Here is a 12,741-nt window from a genome sequence, read left to right on the forward strand (position 1 = left end):
CCACGCTCGCTCCCCGCCTCCCGGCTCAGCCTTCGACCACCACAAGAGCAACCGTCTCGGTGGACAGGCTGAACCGGGAGTCGCGGTCCATCTGAGCGAGACGGGCGTCTCGCTGACCTTCCAGGAGTCCCACCCGGGCGGCGTGGAGACGGCGGATGGAGGTACTGTCCACCTCCTGCGCGAGCCGGCGAGCCTGCTCGATCTTGTGACGGTAGGTGTCCTCTACAGTCGCACGCCGACCTGCCGCGAGGGCCACGTTCTCCGCCTGGTAGGTCTGTTTGGCAGAGAACTCTCTCTCTGCCGCCAGATCCTGCACAGTGTCGAGTACATCCGGAAGAAGCTTCGAGATCCGGGCAGGAAGCGGCTCCGTCGCCCCTCCGAGCCCGCCATCGGCGAGACAAGTCAGGAGCGCGGTGCCCACCCCTGGCACCTCCTGGAGGGTCGCGGTGTCGACGGCCGTGGTCCAAAGCTCACGTCGAGGCCGGGCACCGTCCACCTGCGCCAGTCTGACTTCGACCAGGTATCGGGACCCCGGCGGGAGACCGGGCACCCTCACCCTTCCGTAACGACTGGTGGACTCGGTTCGTTCGGCGAACCACCAGTGGGCGGTGCGCACCAGCGGATGCCTCACGCTGAGCAGGGGGGCACCAGTCTCCGTGGAGGTCTGGGCGGTGAAGCAGGCGCGCAGCGACCGACGACGATCCGCGAGACTCGCCATCAGATCGCTGCCCCGGGAGAGGGCGAAGACCCCGGCGTCCTGAGCTTCGTACATGATCTGGCGCAGTAGGCCGCTGCCGGTGATGTCCATCAGGTCGTCGGCGGACGGGACCGGATCCATCCGGCCGACGCCGCTCTGGTGGAGGAACGCGTCGAGGAGCCCGCGGATCTCCCGCGGTCCCAGGTATCGGCCCCGCCCGGGGGTGTGTTGGTCGAAGCCCTCCACGAGCAGGTCGTCCAGGCCCGTGAGGTACTCCCGGGCCTTCTCGAGCGACGCGATGTCCTTGTCCCGGTCGACGCGGGCGACATCGATGCGGTCGATCTGGCGCTGGCGCTCCTTCTGGGTTAGATGGGGGTTCAGCACCACGCGATGGAGTTCGCGTAGGTGGCCGTGGAGAATCGGCTCCAGCTCACCGATGGAGTCCTGAAAGACGCCGATGCGCTGATAGAGGCGCTGGAAGATGTCCGTCTCGATGGTGCCGGGCACCTGCATGTTGAAGATGAAGATCTTTTCGTGCTTCTGCCCGAACCGATCGAGCCGACCGATGCGCTGCTCGACGCGCATGGGGTTCCACGGCAGGTCATAGTTGACCAGCACATTGCAGAACTCGAAGTCGAGGCCCTCGCTTCCGACCTCGCTCACCAGGAGAAGGTCGAACTTCCCCGCGCGGAAGTCAGCCATGATGGCAGTACGTTCCTGCGGTGGCACCCCGCCGTGCATCACCCGCACCCGGAATTCGTTACCGAGCCGCTCCTTCAGGTACTCCAGAGTGCGTTTGAAGAAGGAGAACACCATGGCCTGGCGCAGCCCCTTGGCCTGGGCCTCGCGCAGCATGCCGACGAACGCCTCGAACTTGGTGTCCTGGGCCAGCGGTCGCAGCAGCCCCGGCAGGACGGCGAGCTCCTCGCCGTCCTGATCGGCAGCCTGCTTGACCGCCTCGGGCGCGACTTCAGCCTCAGCGTCGTCAAGGAGAGCCGTCTCCTCATCAAGGAATCCGGGGCGGTTCGTGGGAGCCTCGCGTGTGCCTGGACCAGCGGGCGTCCCGGAGAATCGCTCTCTCAGCCTCTGCTGCATGGCGGGGATACAGCTCGCGGCCTGCCGGAGCCACATCTGCGCGGCGAACGCGGACGCCGTCCCGCTGCGGGCGGCACGTCGTAGGCACCAGTCGTGGAGTTGATCGTAGAAATCACGCTCCGCTGCGGTCCAGGTGACCCTCACGTCCTCGGGCACGCGTACGGCCTTGGCGTCGGGCGTGTCAGCCTTGCGCGTGCGGCTGACGATGCCCGCCAGGGCATTCAGCTCCGCAATGTTCCGTCTGGTCTCGGATAGCTGGTGCGCCGAGAGGGGCGTCGAAGTCGTCAGGATCCGGCGCAGACGCGTGAACTCCGGCCGCTTCGCGACCAATCTGCCGAAAGTGGATCCCGACACGCGGTCCAGCGTAGGCAGCAGACCGCTCGCGCCGCCAGGGGTGGAGCCGACCCCACCGGCCAGTCGGGCCGCAACGGTGTTGAGGTGTCGATTCGGCTCCAGCTGCGCTTCGAAGACGCGGGGATCGGGGAAGGAGCCCGGATCGAGTAGGTGGACCAGGTTGTAGAGATCCTGGTTTCCGAGGTTCAGCGGGGTCGCAGATAGGAAGATAAGGGCGTCTGCCCAGTCGGCCAGTCTGCTGACCGCCGCATGGCTGCTGGTCTGCGCATTGCGCACGTAGTGGGCCTCGTCGACGATCACGAGGTCGAAGCGCGGTTGGAGCTCGATGAGCTCGTCCAATTGCCCCACCCTGCGAAGGCGCTCCAAGGAGATCACCCCGGCGAAGGGCTCCTCGTCGTCGCCTCGGCGCAGCGTCTTGAGGAGCTCCTCCATGCCGTTGTTGTCGAGGAGGCGCAGCCGTCGATCGAAGCGCTGTTCCATCTCGTCCTGCCACTTCTGGACGAGCGCGGCCGGACAGATGACCAGTCCTCGGAAGTGTGTGCCGGCGCGACGTGCGGCTCGCCTCGTCAGATGGGTGCGCTGCTCCAGCTCGTTCCAGATCAGTCCTGCCTCGATGGTCTTTCCGAGACCGACCTCGTCCGCGATCAGAAGCCGCTGACGATCCGAGTTCATCAGCTTGAGAACGGGGCGGAACTGGTAGGGGCGGAACACAGTGCGGCTCGACTGGAAGGAGTACACGGTGTCCGTGAGCGGAGTACTGAGCTTGGCCAGGGTCAGCGTCAGCGCGGTCTCAGCCGCCGAGGCAGGTGATCCGAGTATCCACTGTTCGGGGTCGTCACACACTGCGGCGACGGCTTCGAGGTCTTCTTCGAAGACCTTGATCGATCGCCCGTCGACACCCCGCAGGGTGTACTGGACGACTTTCCCACCCACGGCGCGCGCACGGACGACGGTATAGGCGCTGCCCCGGCCCGTGACCCGCACGACGTCACCGACGGCGTGAATGGGCTCGACCGACGACACCTCGGGCTTGGGCATCTCGAGCTGAGTCCGGCACGCGCGGTACAGCAGGAGGGCGCGATGCAGCAGGTGACTGTCCTCGACGTCGCGCAGCCGCTTGCGTTGAGTAGGCACCGGTGCGCTGCCGTCGTACAGGGCAAGGGCCGCGGTACGGCCGCCAGACCGCCGTGACTCGAACAGGTACAGCCCCGCAGGCAGGTCCTGGCCCTGCCGGAAGGCCGCCTCCGAAACCTTGCGCATGTGCGGCAGGCCAAGTCGGTCAGCAGCTTCCGACGTGTCGTAGAAGACCTCGATCGTCTGACTCAGGGTCTCCTTGCAAAGGCTCGACTCTGCCCATGGCCGGTACTGGAGTATCGCCATGTCGTCATCGGCCGGTACCCCGCCCGATGCCCCATCGGACGCGCTGTCCGACGACGCAGGTGTGTTCATTTCCCACCCCTACCGAGCGCTGCTTTCGGCAGTGCCTGTTTACGGTGATCAGAAGGCCTGGGCGATGACCGCCGCTGAGTCCTGCGGGCCGCCTCCCCCGACCAGGCCCCAGCCAGAACCGCTACTTCGCGATGTCCCGCCACCACGCGGCGACGCGACTGTCCATCCAATAGAGCATTTCGGCCTTGCCCGTCGTGCTGTCGGAGCCGCCCTGGCTGTTCTCGATGGGCCATCGCTTTTCTTTGAACAGCTGGGTGGAGATACGGCTGAGGGCCGCGTGTTCGTTGCTCTGCTGGCGTTCCTGGAGTCCGGAGCGCTGGAGGATCTCCGTGAAGGTGATCTTCTCGTCGGGCCGTTCGGCGGTGGCCTCGAAGAGGGCTCGGACGCCTGGAAGGTGGTTCACCCTGTCCCACAGCAGAGTGACCTGCGCTCTCGTCCACAGTCCTTGGCGCCCGAGGTCAACGACGTCCGTTCCGTCGATGCCGGCGAGCAGGCCGTTCAACTTGGCGTGTAGCGATTCGACGTCAGCAAGCGCCGCGACGACCGCCGCGCGCATGGTCGGGTGGTCCATGACCGAGCCTCCAGCTTCGACTTCGTAGACGAATCCGTACATCCTGATGGTATGGATTCGTCTACGAAGTCGCAATGTCCTGGGGGGGTGCCCCGAGGCCACGCACTAAGGACAAGGAAGACCGGTACGCGTGGGCCTATCGCCTCGTACCGGTCCTCCCGGCTCCCGCCATGGGTCAGCTGTCCGGAGTGCCGTTCGTGGACCACTCGTTGGCGAAGTACTCCATCTGCTTCAGGACCAGCTCGATGGCCTCGGGCGCCTGGTCCGGCGGGTAGTTGCGGCGGGCCAGGAGGCGCTTGATGGAGCTTCGGAGGCGGGCTCGGACCGGAGGGCGGGAGAGCCAGTCCGGGGCGAGCTTGCTGCGGACCTCCACGACCAGCTCGCGGGCGATGCCTGCCAGTACTTCGTCACCCATCACCAAGAGGGCCGTGCCGTGGTCGGCGACCGCGTCGTAGAAGGCGAGCTCGCGCCAGTCCAGCGGCGGCTCGAACTTCTCGCCGCGCCGGACGTCCTCCATGACCGCCTTGGCCATCTCCACGAGACCGGCGATGTACTCCGCTCCCGTGCACTGCTGCCGCATGTACCGGACCATGAGGTCCTGCAACCGCTCGGAGAAGGTCGTGCGCCGGACGATGTTGTGCCGGGTCACCTCGCGCATCTTGCGCTCGATGAGCCGCCGCAGGGCCTCTGCCGCCAGGTGTGGGGTCTCGCTGCTCTGCAGTCTTGCGACGAGCGCGTCGTTGAGGTGCGTCAGGTCGACGGTCTCCAGACCGGCCTCGGCCAGCAGGTCGGTCACCCCGCCGGTCTCGACGACCGAGGACGTCAGCTGCGCGAGGTACAGCTCGACGTCACGGGCGACGGGGAGGCCGCGGGCCTCGCGGTTCATTGCGTCGATCTTCGCCATGTAGGCGCGGACCTCGACGAAGAACTGGATATCCCGGCGCCAGGCCGGGTGGTCCGGGAAGCGTTCGCCGATGTCGGCGGAGCTGCCGCAGAGCGCGTAGAAGCGCTCCAAGCAGTGGGCGTGCTCGCGGTAGCGCCGACCGAGCGTCTGTCGTGGGTCGTCGAGCTTCTCCGGGTTGTTGCCGGGGGTGGCCGGGTCCAGGAGGTAACTCGCGGCCCGCCTTGCGGCGTCGATGAACGCTGTCTTGGAGGGGACGTCCAGCCGAGCCCGCCAGTCGAGGCCGCGCAGGATGTCGTTGAGGATCCCGTACTCGTTGCGCAGCTCGTCCAGCGCCCGGCAGAGGTCCTGGCCGAGCGTACGGTCTTCCTGATCCGCATCCGTGTACTCGGCGATCGCCCGCTGGAGGTTCTCGGTGAGCGGCGCGTACCCGACGAGGAGGCCGTCCTCCTTGCCTCGGAAGCGCCGGTTGACGCGGGCCAGGGCCTGCATCAGGCCGGCGCCCTTGAGCGGCCGGTCCAGGTACATGGTGTGGACGGGCGGCGCGTCGAAACCGGTCAGCAGCATGTTGTTGACGATGAGCAGCTGCAGTTCGTCCTCCGGGTCCTTGGCCCGGTTAATGACGGCCTTGCGGCGGCTGTCGCTCAAGGCGTGGGCGAGGAGCCGCTCGGAGTCCTTGCGCGTGTTCGACGAGAACACGATCTTCATCGCGCCCTTCTCGAAATCGTCGCTGTGCCACTCTTTCCGCATCTCGCGCAGGGCGTCGTACACGCTGACGCAGATCTCGCGAGTGGCGCACACGATCATCGCCTTGCCGGGCGCGCCGCCCGTCTCCGAGACGCCGACGAACGGCTGCATTGCCGTACGGCGAGTCTCCCAGTGCTGTACGAGGTCGGCGGCGAGGTCCCGGATGCGGGCGGGCGCGCCGTACATCGCGTTCATCGTGGCGACGGCTTGCTCGACGCGGGTGCGCTCGACGTCGTCGAGGCCGTCGGTGATCCGGTCGGCCTCCTCGTCGATGGTCGTCGGGTCGACGTCCCGGTCCATGACGAGCTGGATGACCCGGCTCTCGTGGAAGACCTTGACCGTCGCACCGTCGTCGGCGGCCCGCTTGAGGTCGTAGACGTCGATGTAGTCGCCGAACACCTCGCGGGTGTTGCGGTCAGCCTCGGAGATCGGCGTGCCGGTGAAGGCGAGGAGCGTGGCGTGGGGGAGCGCGTCGCGCAGATGGCGGGCGTAGCCGTCGAGGTTGTCGTAGTGGCTGCGGTGCGCCTCGTCGACGACGACGATGATGTTCCGGCGGTCGGAGACGAGCGGGTGGTCCGCGCCGGACTCCTTCTCCTCCTTGGTACGCCCGAACTTCTGCAGAGTCGTGAAGAGGATGCCGCCGACTCGCTTCGCCGCCAGCTTCTCGCGCAGCTCGGCGCGGGTGAGGACCTGCTTCGGCGTTTCCGGGAGGATCTCGCTCTCCAGGAACGTCGAGTACAGCTGGTCGTCGAGGTCCGTGCGATCCGTGATGACGACGACGGTCGGGTTCAGCAGCGCCGGGTCCTTCATCACCATGGTCGTGGTGAGGACCATCTCCTCCGACTTGCCGGAGCCCTGCGTGTGCCAGACGACGCCGGCTTTCCCGTTGCTAGAGGCAGCGACTCGTACGGCCTCGGCGGCGCGGGTGACGGCGTGGTACTGGTGCGGCTTCGCGATGCGCTTCATCCGCTTCGACGGGACGAAGTTGACGAAGGACTTGATAAGGGCGAGGAATCGGTCCTGGGCGAACAGGCCGTGCAGTGCCAGGTTCTGGCCCGAGTCCCATATGCCCTCGGTGGAGAGCGGCTCGACGCGCTCGCCGAACTCGTCTGTGTTCCACGGCGCGAAGTGCTCGTACGGGGTGAACGGCGTGCCGTACTTGGCGGTGATACCGTCCGAGACCAGCACGACCGCGTTGTACCGGAACGCGGTCGGAAACTCCTTCACGTAGCGGGAGACCTGGGAGTGCGCGTCCTGGAGGGTCGCGTCCTCGTCGCCGGCGCGCTTCAGCTCCAAGACGGCGAGCGGCAGTCCGTTGACGTACAGCACGATGTCGAAGCGGCGCCGCTTCTCGCCGTCGATGACGGTGACCTGGTTGAGGACTCGGTACACGTTCCCGTCTGGATCGTCGAGGTCGACGAGCCGGATGGTGGGGTTGTGCTCGGCGCCGAAGCCGTCGTTGTACGTGACGGATCGGATGCCGGCGGTCAGGTGACCGTGCGCGGTCCGATTCTCCTCGTACGTGTCCTGGGAGGTCGGCGTCGCGGCGACACCGACCGCGTCCCGGACGGCGTTCGGCGGCAGCTCCGGGTTGAGCCGCTCCACAGCCTCCCGGAGGTCCGGGTACAGAATCAGGTCTTCCCAGGACTTTCGGTGCCCTGAGCCGGGGGCGAACTCGTTGCCAGGGGCAGGCTCCCAGGCGAGCTCGGCCAGCTCGTCGAGGGCGAGTGACTCCCAGTCTGCCTCGTGGGGGCGGTGGTTTGTCGTGGCGTCGGGGGCGTCGGTCATACGTAGTCCTCAACAATCTTCTCGGCGTCACGGACGCGGAGCCGGCCAGACATGAGCTGGGGGAGGAGGGTGTCACGGAGGGCGGCGAGTGTGAGGGATTCCTGCTCTGCAAGCAGTGCTCGATCCCATAGCGGACCGATCTTTCCATTCAGCGAGTGGAGCATCGCAGGCTCTGGGACGCTGACCGGTTCGTCCAGGTGCTTGCGTTGGATGTGTCCCATGGTTGTCGCCTTGGCGGCGGCAATGGTGCGGAATTCGTGGATTTTCCTGTTCAGCAACTGGCTTACGAGCCAGTATGGATAGCCATTTTTCGGTACACACTTGAAGATGTGCTGATTGATGATCGATTCGGGGCGGAACCAGCGTGCCACGGTGAGCGAGCCTGACCAGGCGAACAACACGTCTCCTGGTCGTGCCAGATGCTTCTCAGGCACATCGATGTCGTTATAGACGGTGGAGCCTCCGGGGCCGCTGTTGATCTCTGCGATGCGTACTACCATGCGGCCGGTTCCAGAGGCGCCCTTGGTGAAAGCTTTGCCGTTGATGAACTCTGACGTGTTCGATAGGGCCTGCTCGACAAATTCGAGTGGATTCTCAATGAACGCCTGACGGAAAAGAGATGTCGAAAGCTGATCGGCGGTGGTTGTGATGCGCTCGTTGACGGAGATTTTTTCGTCCAGCGCCCTGAGCACGGCGGCCATGGCCCATTGCTCCGACCTCGACGGACAGTGGAACCGAAAGTCCTCGATCTGTTTCGAGCTGATGTGCGGTACTGCAGTTCCGGTCTGCACGCCCTGCACGTAGTCAGTGAACTGCTTACTGCTGATCAGATAAGGTAGGAAAGACTGTTCCAGCGGCCCCTTGGCGCGCAGTCGCGCTACGCGTTGCACCAGTAGACAAGGGAGGTCGGAAGTACGCGCCTCTGCCCACTTGAGCCCCGATGAGATCCAGGGGCGGTCCATCGCAATGGTGACGTCGCCGGAGACCAAGGAATACCTCTTCAGGTCAAAGGTCTTGTCCTCGGGCCAATACCGGGCGCCGTCCCAGCGTAGAGTGCCGTGCCCGATGTTGTCACCGCGCAGAAGCCGCAGGCTGCTCGACGCCTTCTCCACGAACTCCGCACTTCTGAAGGGAAAACCGGTCAGAAGGTCGACCACATCCCCCAGTCTCGTAAGCTCAGCCACCGACATTCCCCAACTGCTCGCGAACCGTCTTCTCCAACTCTGCTGACCTGTCGAACAACCTGTGCAGCTCTCCCGTCAGGGTGGCGATCTGCGCCGCCACCGCCTCCGCGTCCTCTTCCTCCGCCTCGACCGCACCCACGTACCGCCCCGGCGTCAGCACGTACCCGTGCTCCCGGACCGTCTGCAGATCGGCCGAGAAACAGAACCCCGGCTCGTCCCTATACGCCCGCCCCTCTTCCCGCGCCGAGGGCGTGCCTCGCCAGGCATGGTAGGTGCCAGCGATCTTCGCAAGGTCGGCTTCTGTGAGTACGCGCTCGGTGCGATCGACCATCTCGCCCATATCGCGCACATCGATGAATAGAATCTGCCCCCGCCGGTCTGCGAGTTGCTTCGCATCCTGTGGCGACTTGTCCTTAGCCAGGAACCACAAACACGCCGGAATCTGCGTTGTACGGAACAGCTGGGCCGGCAGCGCGACCATGCAGGCCACCAGGTCGGCTTCCACCATCGCCTGGCGGATCTCACCCTCGCCGTTCTGCTGCGAGCTCACAGAACCGTTCGCCAGGACGATGCCGGCCGTGCCGCGCTCGCCCAGCTTGGAGACCATGTGCTGGAGCCAGGCGTAGTTGGCGTTGTTCCGGGGCGGGACGCCGTACTTCCAGCGGGCGTCGCTCTCGTCCCGGGCCCAGTCCTTGATGTTGAACGGGGGGTTGGCCATCACGAAGTCGGCCTTGAGGTCTGGGTGCTTGTCGTCGGCGAAGGTGTCGCCCCAACGGGCGGCCAGGTTGCCGTCGATGCCGTGGATGGCGAGGTTCATCTTGGCCAGGCGCCAGGTGCGCTCGTTGAGCTCCTGTCCGTAGACCGCGATGTCGGCCTTGTGGCCGCGCCCCCGGTGCGCATAGATGAACTTGCTCGCCTGGACGAACATGCCGCCCGAGCCGCACGCCGGGTCGTAGACACGGCCCTCGTATGGCTCCAGGATTTCCACGATCAGCCGGACCACAGACTGCGGGGTGTAGAACTCGCCGCCCCGCTTGCCCTCCGCGCGCGCGAAGTTGCCGAGGAAGTACTCGTACACCTCGCCCAGCACGTCCTGCGCCGGCTTGTCCTCCGTGCCGCCGAAGCGAGCGTCGCTAATGAGGTCGACGAGTTCGGCCAGACGCTTCTGGTCGACGTTGTCACGGTTGAAGATCTTCGGGAGGACACCGGTCAGGGCGGCGTTTTCCCGCATGACCGCGTCCATCGCGTCGTCGAGGAGCTTGCCGACGCCTTGGCTCTTGGCGTTGGCCGCGATCCAGGACCAGCGGGCGGTCTCCGGAACCCAGAAGACGTGGGCGCCGGTGTACTCGTCGCGGTCCTCCAGAAAGTCGCCGATCTGGTCCTCGGAGATGCCGTCCTCGGCGAGCTCCTTGGCCAGCTCGTTCCTGCGTTCTTCGAAGGCGTCGGAGACGTACTTCAGGAAGATCAGGCCGAGTACGAATTCCTTGTACTGCGCGGCGTCCATGGAGCCGCGCAGCTTGTCGGCGGCCTTCCACAGGATCGCCTGGATCTCCTTGGGCGTGGAGGCACTGAACAGCTCCTCCTGCTCGGTGGGCTTCTTCTTGCGCGGCGGCATGAGGTGGGCCGTCTCCTTCAGTCGTTGGTTCCGGGAAGTTCGGGCAGGTTCTGGATGGTCAAGGTGCCGTCGGCCATGCCGGCGGCCGTGATGAGGGCCAGGTCGTCGAGCGCCTCGGACTGTTGTCGAAGCAGCTCCGCCCGGCGCTCGATCTCTGCGAGCACGGCCTCGTACCGTTCCAGCTCCTTGCGCCCCAGGTCCGGGACGTTCAGGTCTTCGATGCCGCGCGACGCCCGTACGGCCCCGCTGCTGCGGCCGTGGTCGGAGGCGGAAGCCCGCAGCAGTGCCGCCAGGACCCGGGGCCGTACCGGGGGGTCGGCGTCGGGATGGACGCGCAAGATGCGGGCGGGGGCGACGACGACCGACAGGCCCTCGGTGTCGACGTGGACGCCGAAGCGCGGGCTGGTGGTGACGACGAGGTCGCCGGGCTCGGTGAACTGGACGTGTTCGTACGCCGTGAGGACCAGGCCCCGGTCGATGCGGCGGCTGCCGAACCGCGAGGCGCCGAGGATCTCCTCCGGCCCGATCACCGCGTAGTGCCCGTCGGCCGCGAGGTGCTCGGGGGCGATGCGGTGGCCGGGGCGGCGGCGCAGGCGGCGGTCCTTGAGGAGACGGCGGACGGTCGTGCGACGGACCGGCTGGTCTTCGGAGCGGAGTACGGCCCCGGTCTTCAGAGAGCCGTCGATGCTGGCCCGGCGCGTCGCATGCTCGACGAGTTCGGCGAGGTGCTGCTCCACGTCGGAGATGCGGGCGGGGCGTTCTACGACGGCTCTGGTGTACCGGGATTCGGGTGAGCGGTGCTGGGGCGTGAAGGCCGAGCCCGGCCGGTCGTCGAGCTCCTTCGCCGGCACGACGACCGCGTGGCGGAACTCGTGGCGGCGGTCCTCACGCCATCCGGAGGCTCGCCAGATGGCGATGTCCTCGGCGAGCACGTCGAGGACCGGCTCGGTGAGCGGCTGGGCGGAGTAGTCGGCGAGGAGGACACGGCCCGCGCGCTCGTCCTCGGGGGTGCGGGCCAGGATCCAGACGGCGGATCGGTAGCCCGGGCGGTAGGCGAAGGCCCCGTCGGGCAGGCTGATTGCTGCCTTGAGGAGGCCCTTGTCGAGGAAAGACCGGCGCAGCCGGTCCGCGTCGCCGTGCCGGGGCAGTGGGCGGACCAGCGCGTCGGCCGGGCCGAGGACGACGGCTGTCGAACCCTCGGCGAGGTAGTCGGTGAGGTCCTGGATCCGTTCCAGGACCTGGCGGGCACTGCGAGTCTCGCCCGCCTCGTACGGGAGGGCGCAGACCAGCACGTCGGGGTCGCCCCAGTCGTCTGTGGACAGCTCCTCGCCCTCGGTGACGTCGAGCGAGAACTCGAACACGCCCCGGACGAGCATCCGGCGCCGGACGAGACGGGCGAGCGCCGGGTCGGGCTCGGCTGCGAGGTAGGTGTGGCCGGAGTCCTCGGGCGCCGCCGAGTGCAGGGCGGCGAGCAGGTCGCCGCTGCGGGCGTACGGGGTGGCGAGGACGGACTCGTCGGCCAGGGTGTCGACGCCGGCCAGGGCCGCGAGGGCGCGGGCCACCACCGGGGTGGGTTCGTCGGCGACGAGGTCGTGGGAGCCGAGGCGACGGCGGGCATCCAGAACCCAGTCGAAGGCTTCGGCGGGGGTGTAGGCGGCCTCGGTCAGCTCGTCGGCGAGCGCGCCCAAGGCCGGGCCGAGGCGGTCCGGATCGGGGACTGCCCGCAGCTCGGAGAGGAGGAAGGTGTCCTCCGCGTCGAGGTCGGCGGCCTGGGCGAGGAGCTCGCCCCAGGCGTGCTCCCCGACGGGTGCGTCGTACTGCTGGTGCAGGCAGATCAGGGCCGTCAGCGCGCCCACCAGTACGGGGGCGGAGAGGCCGGAGGACCGCCAGGCGGAGAGGGTGTGTAGGGCCGCCTCTGCCCGCAGGCGGCGGGGCTCGGCGTTGCCGCGGCCGGTCCGGACCAGCCAGTCCACGACCTCCCGGGCGTCGAAGAGCGGGCTACCGCTCTCGCGGGTCACCGGTGTGGGGAAGTCGGGGTGGCGCCGGCTCCAGGTGGTGGGGACGGGCCGCTTTACCTGGGCGAGGGCGGCGATCTCGGCGTAACCGATACGCCAGGACAGCGGGCCGGGCAGGATGGGGGAGTCCTCGACAGGCGTCGGGCTGCTCATCGGTCCTCCTCCCGTGCCGTGGGCCTTCGCGGACGTCCACGGAGCTCCGCGGAATCGCGTCCGCCGTGAGGGCTTCGGGAGCCGTCGGCGACAGACGACAGAAAGCCTACCGCCGATCAAGGAATGATCCATCGACTGCCTGGTAACCCCTCTTATCAAAGGGATGGAGTCG

Annotated in this window: 6 protein-coding genes; all 6 read right to left on the bottom strand. The window is 67.1% G+C overall.

The features are described 5' to 3' along the window. Window positions 1-25 precede the first annotated feature (25 nt). The 6 genes from ABZZ20_RS24590 to ABZZ20_RS24615 all read right to left on the bottom strand — a co-directional run bounded on the left by ABZZ20_RS24590 (window position 26) and on the right by ABZZ20_RS24615 (window position 12,569). Complete coding sequence (locus ABZZ20_RS24590) at window positions 26-3,595, bottom strand: helicase-related protein (protein WP_356872966.1); 3,570 nt, start codon at window positions 3,593-3,595, stop codon at window positions 26-28. Between the two features lie 121 nt (window positions 3,596-3,716). After that, window positions 3,717-4,166 carry a hypothetical protein gene (locus ABZZ20_RS24595; protein WP_356872968.1) on the bottom strand — a complete coding sequence of 150 codons (450 nt, stop codon included), beginning with the start codon at window positions 4,164-4,166 and terminating at the stop codon, window positions 3,717-3,719. Window positions 4,167-4,341: 175 nt separating this feature from the next. Next, on the bottom strand, window positions 4,342-7,602 hold the full coding sequence (locus ABZZ20_RS24600; protein WP_356872970.1) for a type I restriction endonuclease subunit R: 3,261 nt from the start codon (window positions 7,600-7,602) through the stop codon (window positions 4,342-4,344). Continuing rightward, window positions 7,599-8,759: a hypothetical protein gene (locus ABZZ20_RS24605; protein ID WP_356872972.1), complete on the bottom strand. Its 1,161-nt coding sequence runs from the start codon at window positions 8,757-8,759 to the stop codon at window positions 7,599-7,601. The genes ABZZ20_RS24600 and ABZZ20_RS24605 overlap by 4 nt, the downstream gene beginning before the upstream one ends. Before the next feature lie 19 nt (window positions 8,760-8,778). After that, window positions 8,779-10,401 (bottom strand): class I SAM-dependent DNA methyltransferase, encoded by a 1,623-nt coding sequence (locus ABZZ20_RS24610; RefSeq protein ID WP_356872974.1) that lies wholly within the window; start codon window positions 10,399-10,401, stop codon window positions 8,779-8,781. A gap of 17 nt (window positions 10,402-10,418) precedes the next feature. After that, window positions 10,419-12,569, bottom strand: coding sequence for a hypothetical protein (locus ABZZ20_RS24615; RefSeq protein ID WP_356872976.1), 2,151 nt, complete (start codon window positions 12,567-12,569; stop codon window positions 10,419-10,421). Window positions 12,570-12,741: the final 172 nt, after the last annotated feature.

The organism is Streptomyces sp. NPDC006430, assembly GCF_040612395.1.
Classification (GTDB): Bacteria; Actinomycetota; Actinomycetes; order Streptomycetales; family Streptomycetaceae; genus Streptomyces.

Coding starts and splice junctions, on each gene's coding strand:
- ABZZ20_RS24590 (WP_356872966.1), bottom strand. CDS start 3,595: ATGAACACACCTGCGTCGTCGGACAGCGCGTCCGATGGGGCATCGGGC.
- ABZZ20_RS24595 (WP_356872968.1), bottom strand. CDS start 4,166: ATGGACCACCCGACCATGCGCGCGGCGGTCGTCGCGGCGCTTGCTGAC.
- ABZZ20_RS24600 (WP_356872970.1), bottom strand. CDS start 7,602: ATGACCGACGCCCCCGACGCCACGACAAACCACCGCCCCCACGAGGCA.
- ABZZ20_RS24610 (WP_356872974.1), bottom strand. CDS start 10,401: ATGCCGCCGCGCAAGAAGAAGCCCACCGAGCAGGAGGAGCTGTTCAGT.
- ABZZ20_RS24615 (WP_356872976.1), bottom strand. CDS start 12,569: ATGAGCAGCCCGACGCCTGTCGAGGACTCCCCCATCCTGCCCGGCCCG.